Annotated in this window: 15 protein-coding genes and 2 pseudogenes; 1 reads left to right on the top strand and 16 read right to left on the bottom strand. The window is 43.1% G+C overall.

Annotated elements, in window-relative coordinates:
* Window positions 1-201: 201 nt before the first annotated feature.
* Window positions 202-795 (bottom strand): hypothetical protein, encoded by a 594-nt coding sequence (locus tag X939_RS0120360; RefSeq protein WP_025765127.1) that lies wholly within the window; start codon window positions 793-795, stop codon window positions 202-204.
* 182 nt (window positions 796-977) lie between these two features.
* Between X939_RS0120360 and X939_RS0120355 the strand changes: the two genes are divergently transcribed.
* Entirely contained in the window at window positions 978-1562 is a 585-nt protein-coding gene (locus X939_RS0120355; RefSeq protein ID WP_025765126.1) for a Crp/Fnr family transcriptional regulator, read from the top strand.
* An 86-nt stretch (window positions 1563-1648) separates the two neighbouring features.
* Here the strand turns inward: X939_RS0120355 and X939_RS0120350 are convergent, their stop codons facing one another.
* The 15 genes and pseudogenes from X939_RS0120350 to X939_RS0120280 all read right to left on the bottom strand — a co-directional run bounded on the left by X939_RS0120350 (window position 1649) and on the right by X939_RS0120280 (window position 23457).
* Window positions 1649-4069, bottom strand: coding sequence for a patatin-like phospholipase family protein (locus X939_RS0120350; protein ID WP_025765125.1), 2421 nt, complete (start codon window positions 4067-4069; stop codon window positions 1649-1651).
* A gap of 81 nt (window positions 4070-4150) precedes the next feature.
* A complete protein-coding gene (locus X939_RS0120345) occupies window positions 4151-4777 on the bottom strand; it encodes a response regulator transcription factor (protein WP_025765124.1) in 627 nt (208 codons plus the stop codon).
* Window positions 4778-5536: 759 nt separating this feature from the next.
* Complete coding sequence (gene aqpZ, locus X939_RS0120340; RefSeq protein ID WP_025765123.1) at window positions 5537-6217, bottom strand: aquaporin Z; 681 nt, start codon at window positions 6215-6217, stop codon at window positions 5537-5539.
* A gap of 881 nt (window positions 6218-7098) precedes the next feature.
* Complete coding sequence (locus X939_RS0120335; RefSeq protein ID WP_025765122.1) at window positions 7099-7749, bottom strand: response regulator transcription factor; 651 nt, start codon at window positions 7747-7749, stop codon at window positions 7099-7101.
* A gap of 351 nt (window positions 7750-8100) precedes the next feature.
* Window positions 8101-8442 carry a hypothetical protein gene (locus tag X939_RS0120330; RefSeq protein ID WP_025765121.1) on the bottom strand — a complete coding sequence of 114 codons (342 nt, stop codon included), beginning with the start codon at window positions 8440-8442 and terminating at the stop codon, window positions 8101-8103.
* 348 nt (window positions 8443-8790) lie between these two features.
* Window positions 8791-8877, bottom strand: a pseudogene (locus tag X939_RS24175) (hypothetical protein); the annotation flags it as partial.
* A pseudogene (locus X939_RS0120325) lies at window positions 8840-10342 on the bottom strand (RagB/SusD family nutrient uptake outer membrane protein); the annotation flags it as partial. The pseudogenes X939_RS0120325 and X939_RS24175, both read right to left, overlap by 38 nt.
* A 192-nt stretch (window positions 10343-10534) precedes the next feature.
* Window positions 10535-13972, bottom strand: coding sequence for a TonB-dependent receptor (locus tag X939_RS0120320; RefSeq protein ID WP_229236122.1), 3438 nt, complete (start codon window positions 13970-13972; stop codon window positions 10535-10537).
* Between the two features lie 243 nt (window positions 13973-14215).
* On the bottom strand, window positions 14216-15385 hold the full coding sequence (locus X939_RS0120315; protein ID WP_025765118.1) for a FecR family protein: 1170 nt from the start codon (window positions 15383-15385) through the stop codon (window positions 14216-14218).
* A 74-nt stretch (window positions 15386-15459) separates the two neighbouring features.
* Window positions 15460-16047 (bottom strand): RNA polymerase sigma factor, encoded by a 588-nt coding sequence (locus X939_RS0120310; RefSeq protein ID WP_229236121.1) that lies wholly within the window; start codon window positions 16045-16047, stop codon window positions 15460-15462.
* A gap of 129 nt (window positions 16048-16176) precedes the next feature.
* The gene (locus X939_RS0120305) at window positions 16177-16938 is read right to left on the bottom strand and encodes a GDSL-type esterase/lipase family protein (protein WP_025765116.1); all 762 of its coding nucleotides are present in this window, start codon (window positions 16936-16938) and stop codon (window positions 16177-16179) included.
* A 337-nt stretch (window positions 16939-17275) separates the two neighbouring features.
* Window positions 17276-18829: a SusD/RagB family nutrient-binding outer membrane lipoprotein gene (locus tag X939_RS0120295; RefSeq protein WP_025765115.1), complete on the bottom strand. Its 1554-nt coding sequence runs from the start codon at window positions 18827-18829 to the stop codon at window positions 17276-17278.
* Window positions 18830-18891: 62 nt separating this feature from the next.
* Entirely contained in the window at window positions 18892-21939 is a 3048-nt protein-coding gene (locus X939_RS0120290) for a SusC/RagA family TonB-linked outer membrane protein (RefSeq protein ID WP_025765114.1), read from the bottom strand.
* A gap of 428 nt (window positions 21940-22367) precedes the next feature.
* A complete protein-coding gene (locus X939_RS0120285) occupies window positions 22368-22820 on the bottom strand; it encodes a DoxX family protein (protein ID WP_025765113.1) in 453 nt (150 codons plus the stop codon).
* A 70-nt stretch (window positions 22821-22890) separates the two neighbouring features.
* The gene (locus tag X939_RS0120280) at window positions 22891-23457 is read right to left on the bottom strand and encodes a Crp/Fnr family transcriptional regulator (protein ID WP_025765112.1); all 567 of its coding nucleotides are present in this window, start codon (window positions 23455-23457) and stop codon (window positions 22891-22893) included.

The raw sequence follows: 23457 nt of genomic DNA, 5'->3' as shown, positions 1-23457 counted from the left end.
CAAAATAGCCTTTACCGGTATTGCGCAAACCTGGATAACCGACCATGCCTGCAATTTTTTATTGAAGCGCATCATTCATGAACGGTAATATAAGTGAATTCCTAAAAGACACCTCCCATAACTTTACGGGTTATTTGTTGAGCCTAGTCCTTTTGTGCAATAAAGCGCTAGCCCTTGCAAACACATTTTCAAATATCCACTTTAAAACTTTGAGCTTACTCCGAAATTCAGAATGCCTTTGTATCCATACCCAATCTCAACAAAGCCCCCCAGACCTTTTCCATACCGAACTCCTAAGGGAGTAATCTGATTAGTAGGAAATACATAGATATCCTTTCCCTTAGGGTTTTGCGGATTACTCACTTTTACCATATAACCTCCAAGACCTGCCACACCATAGAAAGACCATAACCGCACTTCCCGATAAGCAAACTTTGCTTCAATAGCCATTAAGGCATTGGTATGTCCGTAAGAAGTGTTTGAAGAAAACAGTTCATCCCTAAAGGTTGAGCCTTTTGTCAGACCCGCTGTCAGGCCCAGGGCAAGTCGCTTGGGTGTCTGATATCGATAGGTAAGCGTATAGGATTCAGAGAAATCAAAGCTGTGGATGGGAAGGCGGAATAGAGATCGAAATGAATTCGATAACATGTCGTCCAACACTTGCTCTCGAGCCCAGGGGCCAAAGCCAATCTGTAATTCGTGGTTAGCCGACTGCTGTGCCCTGCATTCACCCGCAGGGATCCAACCCAGCAGGAGTAGCATAACCAACTTAGAGGTAATAATGAACTTTATCATGACCGTCAGATTTTAAAAGTGATATTTATTCTCAAAATGATCTTTATTTCCTATGCATTTAATAAACCCCAATTTAACTTTAACCTATATTTGTATCACTTGTCCTTAGACATAGATTTGACTTGTCCTACGACAATTTTTTTGCTCGCCGAATATTTTCAAAACTAACATGGAAGACTAAAATGACTGAGGATTCGAATTTACTGCATAAGTTATTTGAGGCTTCCAATAGCAGCCCCCCCGACCTGATGAATTCACCTTTTGGGGAAAATCTGAAATCATTTATGATTCCAAAAGGGAGGGTGCTTGTGGACGTAGGACAGATCAGTAAATGTCTCTATTTTATTGACAAAGGGGCCATGCGAACCTACTATCTAAGAGGTTCGGAAGACATTACCTCTCTTCTGGTTTCGGATGGGGATATTGTTTGCATAGCCGAAAGTTTTCTTCTGCAGCAAACTTCAAACGAGGTATTGGAGACCCTGGAAGACACGTCAGGCATTTCTATCACATATGAATCCTACCGGAAGCTTATTGCCGACGACATAAAGATGGCTGGGCTGGCAGTACAGTTATTAGAACAGCATCTAATCAATTTCACCAATCGGGTAAAAGTATTTAAATATCTCTCCGTGGAAGAGCGCATCGAACATTATATACAGCAACCTTCGAACCTTTTCCGGCGAATTCCAGATCATTATATCGCCACATACCTAGGTACGACACCCGCCACCTTTAGCCGTTGCTTAAGAAAGGTATTGTCATAAATAGGCGGTATTAATTTCTATGGATATTCTAACCAGGACATTACGACATCGAAAGCTTGGCAGAAAGACTAAGAATCCCCGGCTCCCTACCTCAATTCCCTTATTTTAGTATTCTCCAAATTGGACTGCATATACTTAAAGGCCTGTCTGCCCAGAAGTCTGGCCAAAGGGGGTTGTACCAAAGCATAGGGATCGGAGCGATAGGTATCCAGTATGATGCGGTTTTTTTTCATGACCAATTCCCTGATTCCACTGGTGTCCACCTCTCCCTGATATAGAGCGTCCAAATCCGATTGAGTTACGATATAGGGTAATAGCACCTGGACGTATTCCACCGTTTCATCTCTTTCAAATTTGCTATTCAAATAAGTAGAAATGAAACCTATGGATGTTACCGCTTTAATTATGGAACCAAACTCGGGAAAGTCCTTTACCTTCTTCCGTATTGACGTATGCTGAAGCAGATCACGAATATACACCGATTGATCGTTGGCAATCTGTATAAATATGAGCTTCTTGGCTCTCCATCGTTCCTCCTTCGGGAACACATTTTCTTTCAGAAAAGTACTAAAATCCATCAAGCTCATCAAACCACTATTTTCAAAATATCCACCATCTACAAAATAGCCTTTGGTCTTCACTTTAGCTGCTGGACTAAAAATAGGGAAACGGTCGGAGGTAGAAGCGGCGTATAAATAGGGCAATGAACGGTTATCTTCAAAGTTTAGCAGATTATTAGAGTCCAGAAAAATATCATCAAACCTTACACTATCCATCTTCACCGAGAAAGCAATACCTCTCTGAGCATGGGTGCCTGCGGCATTGGTTAGCAACGCCGGATAAAAGCCTTTATCCTCACCCTTTTCTCTAAATAATGGGGCCCAATAGTCCTGAAATGAACTATCGATCAATGGATTCGGAGCTCGGGAATTGGAAGGGTAACCTGCTGTTATATTCGCATATTCCCGCATGGCTCTCTTGGCCCGATCCTCGGATACCCCCAACAGGTCTAACAAGCCCTGCCCCAACAGATCAAATATCATATCCCGGCCCAATAAATAGGTAATGTCGATACTTGCAAAGTTTTTCATACTTAATTCTATGGCGAGCTCTACAGGATCACGACCTATTCGTTGGGTTGCCGTAAATAAAGACAGGCCTATAGCACCTCCCGACACTCCCGACATGGCCACGGTGTTTTCCAGAAGATTCGGATAGCGAGAGGAAGCCAGCTCTGCAAGTACTAGCTGGTCCCAAACGGTCGCCTTTACCCCGCCGCCATATAAGGAAATAAAATACAAGGTATCCCTTTCAGAAAAATGCTGAAGCAGCCGCCCTTTGAACTCTTCAAGTCCGACAGGACCACTTTTTTGGGCTGGACGGTAAGCTTGCTGACTAACCGTTTCCAGGACATGTAAGTCATTACCTACTATGTATTCGAAATAGATATAATATCCGATAAAAAGAAAAGGGGCAATAGGCACTCCCCAACTAAAAACATAATAAGCTACTGGCCTCCTATAGGGGGGACGTGCCCGATCGAACTGTCTGTAATAGAGATAATGTTTCAGAGGAATAATTAGCACGCCATAATACACCAGAAAATAGGCTAGAATGATCACCAAAGGATTAAAAAGCAATGGATACATATGAGCAACCAACACCACGAACAAACTCAACACTCCACCCATAGCAAGGAAAAATAGGAATTGCTCGTCCGTTCGCAAAATCACCTGCCTGCGGCTGATTTTGAATATGGTGTAAAATAATGCCATTCCAAACATCATCGTACAAAAGCTATAGTAGCTAAAGCTACTCCAACCATAGGTGGTAGAAGTATAGAGCGTTGCCGATATGCCAATAAGAAGAAATGCAAAGGCAGCATAGAAAAGAATTTTATGGGGTCGAAGATTAGACGTTTTATCAGGCCAACGCATCCCTAATATATAATCTAACAGGATATAGGTCATTTGACCAGCTATAAAAAATGTCCAGGCCATAGTCCGCACATTGAGCAATCCCTTGCCTTGAAAAATTTCTATATCGGAACCCTGCAGCACCAAGACATTTTTAAAATGTATCCGTGTAATCATATAAAACACGGCAGTCAGTAAGCTGAGGCCCAGGGCAAATCGAAAGCGTGAATTAAAAGGATCTGGAACCTTGAGTTGCCTAAAGGTAATCAGGCCCATTCCCAACCAAATAGGTCTTATGAACCACCTCACCTTTATATTAGCCCTTCGGTTAAAATGAATAAAAGTGGGATAATAGGCTACGACTTCAACAAGAAAAAATAGAAGGAGGATAAATAAACTTAGGCTTAATGGATTTTGATCGAGCAAGGCTATAAAAACGGTGTCGCTCTGTTCTAAGAATGTCAGTGCATATACCAATAAAATAACCAATAAACTCATCCATGCACTGATGGAAGCGTCAAAGGCCTGAAAAAATAGAGCATAAGTTTCTTTAATGAATATCGCGAGCCATTTGGGGATCCTTCTTTTCATAAAACGCTTTGCGGAAGAGTAGGCTACAAAGTACGCAAAGAATTCCGCAAAGACCATAAGGTCTTGATACTGAATATGACTTTATCCTTCCAGGAATACCTTTTTTAACTCGACTATATTTTCAACTTTCATTTTTTCAAAAATATTGTGTTTAATGGTACTGATGGTAGAAGGTTTTCTTCCCAAGGTTTTAGCTATCCAAGAAGTCTTCATGCCCTGAGTTAAATAACGGGCAATTTCTGACTCTCTGGGTGTAAGCAAACTCGGGCTGGAGAGTTGGTGCTGCTTTTTGGCTATATACATCAATAGATTTTCAATCATGTCCTGGCATAGAAAGAGGCGGTTATTTCTCATGGCCTTCACTGCTGGTACGATTTCCTCAGCGATATTTTGTTTCAATATATATCCATTTACCCCCGCCTCAAAATACGGTATAGCCAGATTAAGCTTGGGGTGATCGTCGTATACGATTAAAGGTATTGTCGGATATTGCTCCTTTATCCTGGCTGCAAGATTAATACACTCCTGCCGATTAGTACTGTTATTACCATGTATTATTAATTCCGGGCGCTTCCCAGGATATAAATTCTCAAACTCATCAAGAGACTCTGCCTCCAGGAGTTCCAGATCTGAAAAGGTATTATTGAGAACCAAAGCCAGTCCCAAGCGAATGATGATAAAATCGTCAATTAATCCAATAGTTTTCATAGTCTTTATGTTATGATGAAGTAGAAAGTAATCGTTTAGCGTCTTTAACCGCCCCCATAATCGAACTAGCTTCCGATAGCCGCATTTCGGTAAATCAGTTCCGTTTCAACAGTAAAAGGAAGAGAATTTGATTAAATTTAAGCAATATACCTAAAAGTATTATCGTATAAATACTAGTTTATTTAAACAATTATAGTAACAATAAGTAAACTAAAAATAAACTGATCTACATAGGCTTGAAAATAAATATTTGACAAATATAGTACACTAAATTAGTAAATTAAATATATAAAGTACCAATGAGGCAGAAATATTTTAACAACCGATCCGTTATTTATTTATTGGACGTAAAATTGTTACGGTAGTATCGGTCAACGCTTGTCTATTATCTATTATTTTTAATAGTAAGTTATAACCCGACAGGCATCCAGAGCTAAAAGTAGAAGGCCATCAGAGGAAAGCTAAGATATACCAGTGGGTATAGAAGCTGATATTAAGCCAATTAGAACCCATGCCATTGTAGAAAAATTGACGAAAAGAACTAGACAACAAAAATTGGATTACCTGCTCCGTATTACAGACAAAAACTTCTATATAACTTAAGTATTGATGTTGAGCGTCGGCAATGCGACTATCGATTGGGAATAAACGTGAGCAAAGCGCATAAAAGAGCCGGAATTGAAACAATCCCGGCTCCCAGCACCATATCGGTGAATAGAACTGCAAATATCCTGAGGTTGCAGTCCAAAATAACTTTCCTTATTCCTTTTCTAGTAGGGCTTTGTATACTATACCCGCCAGCACGGCTCCGGCAATAGGAGCAGCGATAAATAACCACAATTGCTCCATAGCCCAACCGCCAACAAATAGTGCCTGGCTAATACTCCGGGCAGGATTAACAGAAGTGTTGGTGACCGGAATACTGATAAGGTGAATCAGTGTTAGAGCCAAACCGATGGCCAGGCCAGCAAATCCAACTGAGGCCTTACTACTGGTAGAGCCTAGTATAATAATTAAGAACATAAAAGTCATTACAAACTCGGTAATCAGGGCGGCAGACATACTGTACTTCCCTGGCGAATGTTCAGCATAGCCATTTGCAGCAAAGTCTCCGATCAGGCTACCATTTCCGGTAATTATGGTATACAGTACAAAGGCAGCTGCAATAGCCCCTAATACCTGAGAGAAGATATAAGGGATCAAATCCTTCGAAGAGAATCTTCCTCCAACCCATAAGCCTATGGAAACTGCCGGATTTAAATGCGCACCCGAAATATGCCCAAGCGAATAAGCAATGGTGAGGACCGTGAGACCAAATGCAAGGGACACTCCTAGCAGGCCGATGCCTACATCTGGAAATGCTGCCGACAATGCTGCACTACCACAGCCACCTAAAACAAGCCAAAATGTTCCTAAAAATTCTGCCGTGTACTTTTTCATAAAATTAATAATTAAAGGGTAAGATAAATTGATGGGCTTCTGCATCACAGATCAGTGAGCAAAAATGTGCTGAAATAGCTGTAATCTTTTTCATAGAATTGTGTGTGTGTGGACTCCGGACTTATGCCCGTCAGTTCGATAAATTAAAATCAAAAAATTAGTATATTTTTTGAGGCAATAGATCTGAAATCAGCAGAAATATGCCCTTGTATTACGGTATTTTCCACAAAAGTCACTTCAGTTTCTCAGGATTTTTTGAATCAAATCCCCAATTTGACTATTTTCATGAGAGTGCCTGAATCTGGTTTATTCAGACCAGAGTGCACAAAATTAAGTTTTAGCAACGTGTTACAACTCGAATTAATTTATTATAAACTAAAAATATTTCTAATCCATTGAATATATTTTGATAAATGTTCTGACGACATACCGAGATCAGTACCTCCTCCATAGCTTTCCATGTTTTCCAAAGGATATCAGGCCTGACGGCTTTGCTGATTAAGGATGGTACCAAAAGACCAACTTGCAAGACTCTGTTTTATCGTATTGGGTAAGCCAGCCTCTGGCCAAGACTGAGATATATACCGAACACATTCCATTAAAGTGCCTCAGATGAAGTATATAAGATTTAAACCCGGGCCAGTTAGGGTTTATAAAAAATTGGAAAAGGAGTACAGTTAGGCGATAACTGTTATGCCCATACGAGAGGCGAAATCTATAGTATTACTTAGACTTTGCCAAGGGGATTCAAGTCTCAGGAGAGATCCCCTCATGCCATTGTGTTGGAAAATATATCTGATGCCTGCCCTCTGATATTCCTAGACTTAAGACCAGAATACAGGGAAAAAAGTTATAACAAACCTAAAATCTATTGTGAATCCTTATAAATTCTCTTTATTTACTTTCCGAAATAATTCCACAATATTAGACACTTTCATCTTTTGAAAAATCTTGCTTTTATGAGTGCTTATTGTCGGAAGTTTGAGATTTAATAAGGAGGCAATTTCTTTTGTTTGTTTTCCCTGAAGCAGCAAATGCATAACCTCCTGTTCGCGTGGCGATAATGGCATTTCCCGGAGTGTACCAGAAGACTTGTTCGTGGACAAGAAATCGTCGGTAACTTTTTGGTATACAGACTTTGTTAGATATTTTTTATCTGACAAAATTCTTTTAACTGCAATTTGAAATTCCTGATCTAACGCATTTTTATTTAATAACCCATTGGCTCCAGCACTTAGGAAATGAATAGCCTGCTTGATACCGCTTTCTTCAGCCACCACTAGGATCCTTACGCCAGGCTGAACCCCTCTGAAGGCTCCGACTATTCCAGGACTTCCTCCTGCCGACATCTGGGCATTTAGGATAATTAGTTCTACCTGTCTTAAATCCTTCAATTTATTTAACCCTTCCCTGAAGTTGGGCCCCCAATGGACAGTGGCGCCGTTATATAGCAATTCGAGCATACCTGATATCTGGTCAACCAGGTTCACCTCTTCTGATAAAATTAAAAAATTCGTTGTCAAGCTAATCATTAAGTGTATGGTATAGTGGAGCTATAAAAGACTGTGTATCTTATATTCACCCAACAAATATAATATTGTTCGCATTGATATATCAAGCTATATGTATAAAAATATAAACACTTTACTATTCAATGAATCCAACAATCTTATGGAATTAGAAAATTATTAGTAATTTAAACTTACTTACGTTTTACATTTTATCAACTGAACGTCAAATAAAGTCGGTTTAACTAAGGAAGAAGGCTAGAGAAAAATAAGAATTTATACAGGAGTATTTTATCGAATTATCTCCAGCACGGGTCTAGACGGCATCTGGGATCTCGGGCGTGGACAAAGAAAATGTTAGTCAATTAGAATGGATTACGAATGCTTAAGGCTGTGCTCAAGACCTAATTGCCGGATAACTGAATAGAGAGGATTCTGCGGATCTAAGGTAATACACAACCAGTAAGCTACTGATTCCTGGGCAGTAAGAGTAAGTAAAAGGGGATTGGCCAGGGATAAAGATTCCGGCTCCATCAGGATCCATGCTTCATTGGCCATTTCAAAACAGGACTCCACCGCTTCGTTGAGGGGAGAAAGGCTCGGAATAATTTCACCCATATTATTAACCATGACGGATACAGGCAACAAATTATCCAGAAGCTGCTGCCTGAGTGAAAGTGCAATATCTCTTGCAGGGAAAATCTCGTTCTGGTACATATGAGGGAAGGTTATATTGCTAAATTATCAATACGGAAAATCCAGTTACAAGTCACGATTACAAACTATTTGGTAGATAAATATTAAATTCTAGCTATATATAGAAAAACTTTTCTATTACTTTAAGCAGTCAATTCAAATAATATCGTCATTATTCTACAATGTCTTTCTCCTATAATAAAGAAGCCGTAGAGATAACGTAGCTTGATTCAAAAATAATGCCAATACCTAGGCAGTATTTTACAGTTGTCATCTAATTCCCCAAGAGCAAGCACCCTCGCAATAAACGATAGGTCAATAAAAAAATAGGCAACCAAGCGATACTTTCGCTAGTTGCCTATTAATTTACTATAAATTACTGAGATACTCAGATAGTTCTATTTTACCATTCAGGATTTTGAGTAAGTGCCGGATTGACCTCAATCTCCTGCGCTGGGATGGGCCAGATGCGGTGACGATCCTGAAAGCCTCTTGTGAGCAAAATGTCATCCACGATACTTTTTTCAACTTTGCCTTCCGTATAGGCCTTCAATAAGCCCCAACGTTTCAAATCGAAGTAACGATGGCCTTCTCCAGCCAACTCCACCGCCCGCTCATGGATAATACGCTGGGTCATTTCAGCCTTGCTTCCTACGGCCAAAGTTACTGCACCGCTATTGAGACCCGGCATAGACGCTCGAGCACGAACTTTATTCAGCTCAATAATGGCCTTTTCCAGCTGCCCTGTTTCATTATAGGCCTCCGCAAGCATTAAGTAAACATCCGCCAAACGGATCAAAGGGAAATTAAATGGAGTATGTGCCCGATTTGTAAGCTCACCATTGAGGTTACCTTCAGGAACAAATTTTCGCCATACGTAGGTCATCCAGCCTCTGTTATTCCGAATTTGACCAAAATTTTCGTTAACACCCGTTGCCAGTACAAGCTGCATGGGTCTTGGTGCATTCGCATTCCAGCCTAGCTGCCATGAATAAGGTACTACTAAGGTTTGCATCATGCGCGGATCTCGGTTGCGGTAAATATTGCCTAACTTGGCAGTATCGGGAACTGCCGTAAGTTTTCCACTACTTAGTGTGGCCACCATCGCTTCCCTTTTCACCGCTTTACTGCCAGTGTAGCCCGGAATTTGATCATCCCAATTAAATGGAGTTCCATCCCGATTTTCATACATATCGGCTAATTTAGTGGAGGGAAGCCCGTTATTCCAGCAACTCCCAAAAGTGGATCGAGTGCCCAAATAATGCGCAAATGGCATCCCATAGTCAAAGCCTACCCCACCTTTATTTTGAACAGCAAACAACATTTCACTGCTATTATCCCCTTCCAGGTTGAACAGCCCGGCATAGTCAGGATAGAGTGCATACCCATAGCTATTATTTTTGTTCTGAACAATTTCCTCGAAGTCGGCCTTGGCCTCCTCCCATTTTTTATCGTAGAGGAACACCTTCCCCCGAAGTGCATAAGCGGCTCCCTTGGTGGCTCTTCCTAGATGGGCTGGATCGTGGCTCACTGGAAGACCAGCAATAGCGGCGGCCAGGTCGGCGAGAATAAAGGCCTGAACCTCATCTTCTGTATTACGGGGCTTCTTCAGATCATTAAAATCCTTATTAAGATCTATCGTTTCATCGTAAATTGGGATACCTCCAAACAGGTTTTTCAGATAAAAATAATATAGCCCGCGCAAAAACCGAGCTTCTGCAATATAAACTCGCTTGCTTTCTTCGGGTATATCCATGGTTGCTACATTGCGTATAACGGAATTGGCTCTCTGGATCCCATCGAAACCCCGGCGCCAGCGATTGACTACGTTGGTACTTCTGTCGGTAAAAGTCCCTGCGATGATATCACCCAACCCCTGCCCGTCATACCCTAAAGCAATGTCGGTGGCATTGTCAAACATATTATAGAGTCCGAAAACATTATGATCGTTCAAATCGGCGTACACGCCCATTACCCCTTGTAGGGCATGAGCCTCAGTTTTCCAGAACGTTCCCGCACTCACCTTGTCGAAGGGTTGCGTATCCAGATCGTAGCAGCTGCTAACGGACAGGAGTAATATAAAAAAAAGTATTTTCTTCATGACAAATCTTGATTAGAAGGTTAAGTTGATTCCCAACAGGGCTTGCTTCATGGTGGGGTATTGGGTACCACTCACCTCCGGATCTATGCCCTTGTAACTGGTAAAGGTGAGGTAGTTTTCAAGGCTACCAAAAACCCGAACCGTCGAAATCTTAAGCTTTTCTGTAATATTTTTAGGTACAGTATAACCCACTTGTATGTTTTTCAGACGGAGATAGGACTTATTCTGCAACCAAAAATCGCTGGTTCGGGTATTCAGGGTATTATTATAGTTAAGGAGTCTGGGATAGGTGGCATCGACACGGCCTGGCACCCAGCGTCCGTCGGCCACCTCCTGGTTAACCAAATATCCCCAGCGTACTCCACTGGTATGGTAGAAATCGTTCCATACGGCCTTGATTCCGGCATTGCCTTGAAATAAAGCTGATAAATCGAAGCCTTTCCAATCTAGTCCCAGATTAAAGCCATAGGTAATCCGTGGCGCATTCCCATGACCCACTGTCACCCGGTCGTCGTCGTTAATGACTCCATCCCCATTGGTATCTTTATAAAGCAAATCGCCCTGCTGTGGGGTACCATAGGATGCAAATGGATTGCGTTTCTTACCGGTAGCCTCGTCAATAGGCGCATTATCAATCATGCTTTGAACCAATGCTAGGTCGCTATCAGTTTGAATAATCCGGTCGGTTGCCAATACATATTGCGTATTGATGGCATATCCTTCCTGAATAAGGTTAGCACCAGAAATACTACGCTCATCTCCTTTGAATTTGGTAACCTTATTATCGATAAAAGTAAAATTACCTCCGATTCGGTACCCTAGCTCGCCTATTCTGTCACGGTAAGTCAGATTTAACTCAATACCTTTATTTTGGACCTCTGCGGCATTCTGCTTCGGTATCGAAGCGTTCCCAACCACCAAAGGAGCGGGAAGATTGATGAGGATATTCTTGGTATGCTTATTAAATAGGTCGATGGTACCGTCTAGCTTATTATTAAACAAGCCAAAATCAATACCTATATTGGTAATATAGGTACTCTCCCAAGTAAGGCCGGCGTTGGAAAGGGCCGTTTGAGCGAAACCCACGAAAAGGTTATCATTCAATACGTAGTTGGCCGCATTATACACTGCTTGATATTCGTAGTTTCCCACGGCATTATTACCCAGTGAGCCATACGAAGCCCTAACCTTTAATGTAGGCATCCAGCTCAGATCGTAAAAGGATTCCTCCGAAATGCGCCATCCAGCCGAGAAAGAAGGAAACAGTCCCCAACGGCTAGACCCAGATGCGAAGCGTGAAGTTCCATCGCGGCGTAAATTAGCCTCCAGCAGATACTTGTCCTTCAAGTTGAGAGACAGTCTTCCAAATAGCGAGCGCATGGCCCAGTCGGAGGCATTTCCCGACACATTAGCATCCATGGTGGCCGCATCGATCACACTCAAAGTCGGGTCTATCAAATCCATTTTACTGGCCGAGAAATAGCTCGTCTTATAATACTCCTGGCTGGTACCCAGCATTACATTCAGGTTAAGGTCACCAAAAAGCATTTTTTCGTAACGCACAATCCCATCCATATAGTACTGCAAGTCTTTCTGGTTACGGTTATACACCGAACTTCTCCCTACTCCAGACGTGGCAATGGTATTCGTCAGAAAATTCCAGCGATCATTGAAAACAGGCTGTTGATAGCGCATTTCGTCGTCATATACATAATTGAAGGATCCCTCAATGGAGAGACCCTCCAGAGGTTGTAATTTTCCATAAAGCCTGGTCGTTAGCTTATTCTGTTTATAATCCCCCTTGCGGCCATATAGTCGGTGCAAGACGTTGTTGGACTGGGGATCATCTTCAGGATTATTGGGACTACCAAATCTTCCATCGGGAGCACGTAATACCATGCCCGGTGTACTGGCACTGGCATAGGTAAATACATCGTCCAATACATCCGTTCCGATTTCAGTATTGGCTACAATTCCATTGAGCATGGCTCCTAGAGTTAACCAGGGTTTCACATTCGCTTCGAGGTTCAGGCGCATGCTAAAACGCTCGTACCCCGCTTTTTCAATTACCCCTGGATTGTTCAAATAGCCCATAGAGCCGAAATAACGCAGTTTGGGAGCCCCACCCGAGAAAGAAAGATTATGGTTCTGAACAACATTGGTCTGGAACACCTCTTTACTCCAGTCGGTATTAGGATACAACAAGGAATTGCCTCCCTCGTTGGCTCTCCATAAATCTATTTTTTCCTGAGAAAAAATAGGTGTTGCATTGGCATCACTGTTAAGATAGCCTTCGTTGATCAAACCCATATAATCTGCATAATTGGATACCGTTTTGATCACGTTTGAAGGCTTGGCAATAGAAAAGAATGAGTTATAACTGATCTTAGCCTCCCCCGACTGCCCCTTCTTGGTGGTAATTAATATTACTCCATTTGCAGCTCGAGATCCATAAATAGCGGCCGAAGCAGCATCCTTTAAAACGGATATGGACTCTACATCCTGAGGATTCAAATGGTTCATATCGCCCACTGCGCCATCGATAATCACCAAGGGGTTAGAGTCATTGAGTGTACCCTGCCCCCTTACGCGGATAGTGGCACCATCACTGCCAGGACGACCGCTCCCCTGATTGACATATAAACCAGAGGCCAGTCCTGAAAGTCCGGCCGAAAGTGAAGTAATTGGGCGGCTTTCCGTTTGAGCTGCTACGTCAATGGTTGACACCGCCCCGGTAAGATTAGCCTTTTTCTGAGTACCATAGCCAATAACGACTACCTCTTCGAGCGCCTTCGTATCGGCCTTTAGCTTCACATTAATCTCCCCACGATTGCCCACTGCTACTTCTTGGGCCAGATAACCTACATAGGAAAAAGCGAGAACACTTTCTTTGTCGGGAACCACTAGCTCATAGGATCCCGATACTGATGTTACTGTCCCACGCTGGCTTCCCTTTACGATAATGCTGACACCCGGCAATGGCTCACCTTCTTCATCCGTGACAATACCTTTTACGGTTAATTCCGCTGTTTGGGGTAGCGTCTGCAAATGGGATCCTCTTGCCACTATTCCAGAATTTGATCTTTGGTCGCCCCCCAGCAAAATTAAGGGCCGGCTTCCTAAAGCAGGAGTAGGTTCCGATGTCTTCGACGTCCCTTTCGGCTTTTTCTTAATCACAATAGTCTGATCTACAATGGAATAGGTAAGACCTTCCTTCACCAGGATCTGATCAAGAACCTTCTCCACGGAAATTCCATTAAAATCAACTGTTATCGTACCCGCTTTCTTGACAAGTTTATTGTCATAAAAAAAACGGTACCCAGTCTGCTGTTCTATCTGACCGAAAACGGCCGATAGAGGTGCGTTTTTTAGTGTTAATACCACCTTTTGGGAGAAGCTCGCAGCAGATACATGCATAGCTACGGTCATTAAGAATATGGCAAGTTTCATCACCCTTATCAGTTTGGAAAAAGAACGCATATTACTATACGGTACTTTTCTCTGTAAAAAAAGTTTCATATTTTTGAGATAAGTCTAGGCTGTAAGTTATTTTTAGTCACATAAGAATTACTGACCGGTTGCGTCTTACGCATCGGCCGTACACATCCGGGCTTATGCCGTTTCAGGTCGCAACTGAAGCGGCATTTTTTTGCAGGAATGTCTACCAGATACAGAATTATTTAGGCATACACTTCATATTTGATTAGATTGATTTATGACAATTATTTTCTTTCCTTCAATTTTAAAATTAACACCACCCATTTCCAGGATTTGCAAAACTTTTGACAAACTGGAGGTTCGCTCGATCTGTCCAACGAACTCATGAGATTGAATAGGTCCTTCGTACACCACTTCCATATCGTACCACCTCGCTATCTGACGCATCAGTTCGGGAAGGCTAGCCTGGTCAAACTTAAAGAAACCTTCCTTCCAGGCTACAGCCGTTTCACCGTCGATAGTTTTAACATCTATACGGCTATGCGTTTGCCTATCCAGAGTTGAATGTTTGGGATTGAATGTAGCTTGCTGCCCCGGGTGTAAGAGTACTTCCTGAGCGGATACCCGCACCTTTACACTACCTTCTAAAAGGGTAGTGCGCACCACGCCTTCGTCGGCGTAACTATTGACATTGAAGTGCGTTCCCAAAACCTCTATTTCCTGTGCCCCCACTCTTACTTTAAAAGGGACATTCTTGTTATTATGCGTTTTTTTGGCCACTTCAAAATACACTTCCCCAATCACTTCCACCCGTCTTTCCCGGGATCCGAAAATAGCGGGAAATCGGATGGATGAGGCGGCATTGAGCCAAGCCTTGGTACCATCGGCGAGCGTTACCCTATACTCCCCCGCTTTTGGGGTGGCAATGGTATGAAAAATCGTATTCTCCATATCCCTTTCTTCGTTCGTGGTTTGGTATACCACCTCCCCTTCCTTTGGTCTCACAAGGGTAACCTCCCCTATTCTTGTCTCTTTCCCTAATGTCATTTCCATCAGGTCCAGCTCAGAACCATCGGAAAGTAGAATAGTTGCATTACTGGTTCCTGGGGCCCGATCTGCATGACTTGTAAGCACCTGTTGTTTATTGCCAGAATTTTCCACCAAAAACCAAGCTCCTATCAGTAAGATACAGGCGGCGGCCGTCCAGCGCCATAATGGACTCAACTGCTGACGGAGCGGGATACTCGCCTTCTGCTGTTGGACGGATTCCCAGACCTCATCGAAATGGCGCTGCAATTCAGGCTCCGACAGGGAGGAATTTCCGCCTAGCGTGAGATACCAGCTTTCTAACAGGGCCTTTTCCTGTGGTTCTATCGTACCTTTTCTGAGTTTCTGAAGCAGTTCCTCGGCTTTTTCCTTATTCATCGATGCAGTATTTTTTCGTCACTGCATATAAGACGACTCTGATGGCCCTTGGTAGTAGACCATTTCAAAAAAAATTATAATATTTCCATTATTAAAGAAATAATAAGGGTAAGATCCAATCGCTCCCGTAAAATTTTCAGAGCGTAACTCACCTGCTTTTTTACCGTCTTGTCCGAGATATTCAATTCTTCCGCAATCTCTTTATAAGATCGGTCGTGGTTCCGACTTAGCTCAAAAATTAACCTCATCCGCTCTGGCAGCAGACTTACCTCTTTTTCTATCATGGAGGCCAGCTCCTTCTCTCGTAGATGTTCCTCAGTAATGCAGGTGCCCGATGAAATAAAATCGGAAAGTGAATCGATATAGCGCTGCTTCACTTGTCTATGGGCAATGAGGTCTAGTACCCTGTTCCGAGTGGCTGAATACAGGTATGCCGAGAGGCTCGATTGTAAATGGATCTGCTCCCGTTTACTCCATAGGGCAGTGAAAAGCTCCTGCAATACGTCTTTAGCTTCCTCCTCATTCTCTAGAATTCTATAGCTATGCATAAACAAAGGCCCTTTATAACGCTCATAAATTTCTGCAAAAGCACGATCGTCCCCCTTCGTAAAAAGCTCGAAGAGATCATAATCAGAACATTTATGGTATATGGACATTTGCATAGGAAGCACTTTATAACTACAAACTAGTAATTTACTGTCAGAAAGGCAATGGGAGACAACAGAATTTGACAGAAATTTCCAGCATCGTGATTATCTTGCCTACAGAAAAATTCTGCAGCAACTTCTTCCTCAACGAATTCGGCGATGAATGGCTTTCCCCCAAAATTCGCCCAGTACCTTAGTCCCAGCCTCATTGGGGTGCAAATGAAAGATACCCTGTTGTCCCTGTTCATTCTTAAAGTATTGAGGGTTCTTTTTGAAATATTTATAAGCTTTTGTATCTCCCAGATGTACCCTTCCCGGGAACCTGTCACGATAGCTTAAAACAAGCTCGTCGAGTATCGGAATATACGAATTGAGCCGTTCCAGCCCTTCCTCTAAATACATGGAGGTGTTATATGTATTGGTGCTATACCAAATCGGATGATGCAGGATCACCTCACTTCCCGCATAGCGTTGAAGCAAGGTATCAATGATTTTTGTAATATTTTGCCGGTAAGTAGTTCCAGATACCGGCGCACCATTAGGCCCTTTCATCGCACTATCGTTAGTTCCCAATTTCAATGAAAACACCAGGCCATAACCCGGCAATTTTGACAGACTATCGGCAGCATTAAGAGCCAGGGAGAAAAATTTCTTGGTTTCTGGAAGCCAATCTACCGTCGTGCTTCCACTTCTGCCTACATTTATGTAAGGCAGATCGGACAAGCCCCTTTTTTGCTTTAGGTAATGAACGGCATGAGTAGGGGGTGGCGAGCCCTCGGGACCGCCCTTACCTTGGGTAATGCTATTACCTATAAAGACAATTGCCAACTTGCTGGCCTCCTTCTGAGCCCTGCCAGTATAACTTGTGGTACCTATCAGGAAAATAAAGATCAGTAATTTTTTCATATTCATATCGTACTTTACCATTTGCCTGGAGTCATTTTTTAGAATTAACCATTCGATCGATGAGGCTATTTTGGCCCATAAACATCTTCGGATATATGGGACTATCTAGTGAAGAGCCACCTCTGCAATATTTGCTAATATGCAATAATAGACCATAAGCAACTCAATCAATTTTATTCAGATAGGCTATAGACCATTGATTTTTATTTGTATAATCAAAGCGTGTGTTGCCCAAAACCTCCTTGTCTTTACAGAATTTTAATAGATCGGGAGCCCTCAAACGCAAAACAGCAGGCTTCTCTGAAGAAGCCTGCTGCATCAAAATAATTATTAACGATCAGGGCTGATTCCACCATAATGGTGTTCTTAATCTATATTTTTCACTGTTATCCCCTACGTTATCTGGATTTCTATTCTGCTCATTGGTTTCATATACCATAGCTTGAATCCAATCGTTTTCATCATTCGCATCGAATACGACGGTATTGATATTAGCAGGACGAGTCAGACTCGGTCCATATATTGCCTGACTGTAATCCATTCTCCTCATATCTACCCAAGTTTCCGGGTTCAAGCATTGGCTAATGTATTTTTGACGCATAATATGACTGAGACCTTTAGTCTTGTCATTGAAGTGTGCCGCCAGTCCATCGGCCTGCTGGGCTGTCCAATAGGCAGCAATGTCAGTAGCAGAAACTCCCAACTTACGCATATTGGCTTTTACGCCTTCTTCATATGCCACCAATGCCTTCGCTGCATCTCCAGCCCGCAACTGCGCCTCTGCTTCGATCAGCTTCACCTCCGAATAGGTGATGAAGGGGAAGGGTGATGTTGCGTTGGTATAAAAGCCGCTCTTAGAGAAGGGACCATAGTCAGCCTCTTTGGTGAACTGGCCCGTTCCTCCTTGTCCGCCCGCGAGTCCCATACCCGGTTTTAGTCCCCGATATTGACCATCTGAAGCGGCTGGTTTCATAATCTTATGTATACGAGGATCTACAAAGGCCGCTTCTGTTACGGGAAATTTGGTAAGGAGGTCAACGAAAAACTGCGAGTACGTGAAATATCGTGGATCGGTGGTACTAGTAAATCCTCCCCAGCTTGCGAAAGGATTCTCGTCGGTCTGTTGGGCACCGGCCAGATAAGCAAACTCCGCATCCATCCCATCCGCATTGAATCCTTTTGTACAGGCTTCTATAATCTTCTGAGCATCATACGTACTCTTTTTCGAAAGATGGTTGAGATAACGCGCTTTCAAGGACCAAGCCAGCCTTTTCCATTTCTCTACATCCCCTTGATACATGATATCGCCTCCGCTAAAGTTCAGAGGAGTCTTATTATTAGGATTTTCAAAGGCTACAATGGCTTCGTCAAGCAATTTATCTATGTTTTGATAAACCGTCTGCTGGTCGTCCATTTTCGGGGTAAGTTTTACCTGAGATACTCCATCATACCCTTCCGACATTACAATGGCTCCATACTGATCGGTAAGCAAACCATATAGAAATGCCTGAAGCACCTTTCCTGCACCAACAAAATGGGGGGAACCTTCCTTCTCTCCTAAAACGGCCAAATCCACAGCATTGGGTAGCGCCCAGGTATAGGCATTTTGCCATAGGAAATAGGAAGCAGTAAAACGCCAAGTCTCGGCATTCCGGTTGGAACCGGTAGTATTTTTGGTAACGCCATATTGCATGACTCCCGTAATTTCTCGGGTCCCACGCCATTGAGCAGCGCCATTAGCCGTGGTAATGGCCCCTACCAGACGGGAGTGCGCAGGCACCTGTGATGGATTATTAGGATCACTGTTGACATCTAAATAATCGGAACAGGATACGCTGAAAAGTAAGACACCTAACAGCGGCAGGTATATTTTAGCGAGTGATTTTATCATAATACACTAAATAGTATTTAAAATTAAATAAGCATTTTTCGTTTACAGTGAGCTGTTGCTTACTAGAACGAGGCTTTTAGCCCGATATCGAAACCACGTGTAGCGGGCACACCAAGATTGTCGAAACCGAAAGAGCCAGACCCCCCTACTCCGGCACCACTGCCAGATACCTCAGGATCTACACCGGAGTATTTGGTAAATAATAGCAGATTACGCCCTGTCGCAAAGATCTGAAGTCTGCTGATCGGCGTTTTGCCTAAAAGGGCTTTGGGTAAGGCATAATTCAAGGTTACATAACGCAAGCGCACCCACCCTCCATTTTCAACAAAATCATAACCTTGCTTACTGTACAGAGTCTGGTAGTAATTCTGATCCAGAACAACAGACTTGGTATTGGCTTCACCGGTCTTTTCGATAATTCCTTCAAATACCTTAGTTTGGCCACGATCAAGGGTCTTGGTGCTGAGGCCAGAGTTCACCAAAGTATTTTCCGTGCCATTATACACATCGCCCCCGATACGAACATCCCACATAAAAGAGAGTGAGAAGTTCTGGTACCCTAATGTATTGGTTATCCCTCCAGTCCATTTCGGATTACGATCGCCAATAGCTTGTAAGGTAGACTGTACCTGCGGATAACCATTATCGTCAAGCAAAAGTTGTCCGGAGTCATTTCGTTTCCACACGTTGCCATTGATTCCGAAGAGTGAACCGCCAAGGAAGGCCGCTCCCTGCGCCACATTTCCAGCTACCCACGCATCTGAAAGCTCGATACGATCTAAAGTCCCTGGAAGGTTTTTCACTGTGGCCTTATTATGAGCAAAGTTAAAGTCTAAAGACCAGGTCAATTTGCTGCTTTTGAGGGGTTGTACACCCACCATAAATTCAACCCCTTCATTATCGATTTGGCCCCCATTCAGATAGGCGAGGAAAGTACTCGAAGAAGGAGGAGTTCTTGTACCTAAAATCTGGTCGTCGGTACTGGTCTTATAATAGGTAACATCCACATTGACCCGGTTCTTAAAGAAGCGGAAGTCTCCACCAAACTCTATGGAATTAGTAAACTCCGGTCTTAAGGTTGGATTTCCAAAGTAGGTGTTTACGTTAGAGATAAAACCACGGGGAGCAATCGTGAAGCTGTTCGTACTAGTGGACAAAGTGGAGGCCAGCACATGAGGAGGGGCGTCCTTACCTACCCGTGCCCAGGATCCTCTAATTTTTGCGAAACTAAGGAAATCATTCTCAGCAACGCCCCCCACTTCTTTTAACAGATCGGTTACTACAAGGGAGCCGCTTACAGCAGGATAGAAAAATGAGCGCGCCTCCACCGGTAGGGTCGAGGACCAATCGTTTCGTCCCCGGAAATTCAGAAATGCAATGCCTTTCCAGTCGATATTCAGATCACCAAACACACCCATGATGCGACGTTTCTGGATATTCTGAGAGATGGTGCGATCAGTTTCCAATACATTATTGATATTGGCAAAGCTGGGATCGATGAAGTTACGTCCATACCAGCTGGCCGTTTGTCGGTGAGCATCTTCTAAATTATGACCTAGGGTCAAACTCATATTCAAATCTTCACCAAATGATTTCTTGGCCGTTACCAATAAGGTGGAGGTAGTGATTTGGTTATTGGTGGTTGACTGACTGATGGCTCCTTTTTCCTCACCCACAATAGTCGTTCCCACCGATCTAACGCTTTTAAAATTGTCCGTATAATAATCCGTACCTAAGCGATAAGTAACATTTAAAAATTTGAAAGGGTCGTATACCACACTACCAATGGCCATGATGCGGTCCACATCGTTGGTAAATGGCTTGTTGATTACCCCCCAATGCGGGTTGTCGTTGCTTACGATATTGCGTTGAGTGCCGTCCGGATTCAAATAATCGGCCATATTATCATTACGGGGCCAGTAAACGGCTCCCATCACGCCATTCGCACTTCCTTGCGATACATAATCTCGGCTCGATTTGATATAGCTCAAGTTCCCTCCTACCGTAAGTTTATCACCCACTTTTGTGTCGGCAGAAAGTCGAAAAGAGGTACGTTCAAATCCCGTATTTTTCACTATCCCGCTCTGATCGAAGCGTGAAGCGGAGGCATAAAAAGTCGAACGCTCGTTCCCTCCACTTACCGAAATATCATGCTTTTGGGTAAATGATGTTTTAAACATTCCGGCCAGGTTGTCGTAAATCGGATCATTGGCTTCAAATTTTGGCCCCCATGATTCTATAGAATTAGGATTGAAAACCCCTTGCTCCCCTTGTTTATACACCGATTGCAAGGTGGGCAATTTGTTCACTTGGTCGAAAGAAAAGCTGTTAGAGTAGTTGATTTTGGCCTTTCCTCCCGAACCTTTTTTAGTGGTAATGACCACAACTCCGGAGGCAGCGCGAAGACCGTACAGGGCAGCAGCGGCGGGGCCTTTCAGGACGGTAACACTCTCTATGTCTTCCGGATTAATGTCTATAGCCCGGTTAGAAGCCGGGGCTGTTCCTGCAGATAAGCCTCCTTGGCTCACCGCAGTGGTATTGTCCACAGGGATACCATCAACTACATAAAGGGGTTGATTATTACCGCTCAAGGAGGTACCACCCCGTATCAACATAATGGAGGATGCACCCGGAGCGCCCCCGGAATTGGTAACTTGCACCCCTGCCACTTTGCCTTGAAGTGCATTTACCAAGTTCGGCTGCTGAGAATCCGTTATCTCCTTAGATGCCACCTTCTGCACCGAATAGCCAAGTTGCCGCACGTCCTGCTTGACACCGAAGGCGGTCACCACCACTTCATTAAGGTTTCTGGTATCTTCAGCCAAGTCCACCGCCAAGTAGCTGGCGTTGCCTACAGTAACTTCCTTTGAAAGAAAACCGATATAGCTAAATACCAAAACATTACCCTTAGAAGCAGGTAGGGAAAATTCCCCTGCTTCGTCTGTTAGCGTACCCGTAGTAGTACCCTTAATCGCCACACTCACTCCGGGCAATGGACTGCCGTCTTCGGTGGTAGAAACTTTACCACGTAAAGTCACGGCCTGCGCCCAGGTAGTTTGTAAACCCAGGCTTAGGCAACATAGTAAAAGAATTAATACTCGTTTTCCCATAGAATTTTTTTATTATAATTGGTGGGGAGGTAAAAAAAATGAGAATGATAATAAAACACTTTACCCAGCCTATAGACATGACTTTTCCACTTGGACCAATTCCAGGAAAACTCTCCTACATCAAAGCATTGGGGAAGTGTTCGTAGCCGGCGAATGCCAGAAAACGAGTGGATAGACAAGGTTCAGGTTGATAAAGTATATTGTAAAATTCTCAGTGACAAATGTAAGCAGTATTGCCCTTTTGCCAAATATAAATTCAGTTTTTTTACTAAATAACCTAAGGTAATTTGCCTAATATTCAAATTCTGATGAGGCGTATTGATCAAAAGAAATTATAATTAATACAATATAAATTATAATTAAATAGAAATATTTGGAGATCCCATATGTTACGCCATCGGTAGTCCAGCGATACTCGGCCCATGAGATCAGGAGCGAATGGCAAAGAGGTATACCCAGCCAATAAAAAATAATTGCAAAGGGACCCGAAACCATAAATAGGCGGGCCCGGGGCCATCAAAGGTTCCCGACTGATAGTCGAGATGGCTCAGAGCAGCGGATATATTGGCAGGAAGTAGCAAGATAAAGAGAACAATTAACATCCATGCCGCCTTCTGCCTGATACCTGGCCTTAAAAGAGCCAGCCCCAGTCCCACTTCCAAAAAACCAGTGAGATATACCAGTTCAATTTTAAAAGGAATGACTTCCGGAATCATCAGACTCATACCTTTGGCATACATAAAATGTCCTAAGGTGGTAAAACAGAGCATGGCAAACATGGCAATCCTACCACAGCGGCTCCATTGATATTGTTTAGAAAAGAGTTTGAAGACTAAGGCGGAAATAGCAAAAACAAAAAGTAGTAGAATGAGCGGTTTCATCTCGGTATAAAATTTACATTTGACACCTACAAAGTAAAGTCATAATACAACCCGCATCAATGAACCCAGGTTAAGTAATACGCTTACGGATCCGGCTCAATGCCTGTGGAGTAACGCCTATATAGGAGGCTATATATTTCAATGGGATATTCTGAAGAAGGTGGGGCTGCTCGGCGAATAAATTTAAATATCTGGATTCGGCTGATTCATAGAGCAAAGAAAGTTCCCGTTTCGACTTAGTCAAATAAAGAGCCTCCGAGGCCAGTCGACCTATCCTTTCTCCAACCTGAGTTTCCCGATAAATAATTTGCAAATCTTCGTAGGAAACACGCCATAATTCCGAATCGGCCAGGGCCTGGATGGAATAGGCAGCGGGCTTCTGGGTCAGAAACGAATCGTAAGCACTCACGAAACTACCCGCAAAGGCAAAACCAAATGTCTTTTCTTCCAGGCTATACATACTGTAAAATCGCAGCATGCCAGTCTCGATAAATGATAAATATTTTTCTGTTTGACCAGTAGCTAGCAAATTCTCCCCCTTTTGCACCTTATAAGGGGACAGTTTGGACGAAAAGATTGCCCAGTCCTCCTCCGACTGCCTGACACTCCTTTCAAAATATTTTCGGATAGCCTCCAT

The organism is Dyadobacter tibetensis Y620-1 (genome assembly GCF_000566685.1).
Classification (GTDB): Bacteria; Bacteroidota; Bacteroidia; order Cytophagales; family Spirosomataceae; genus Dyadobacter; species Dyadobacter tibetensis.
The sequence above is the reverse complement of the archived record's forward strand: the minus strand, read 5'-3'. Positions and strand labels throughout refer to the sequence as shown.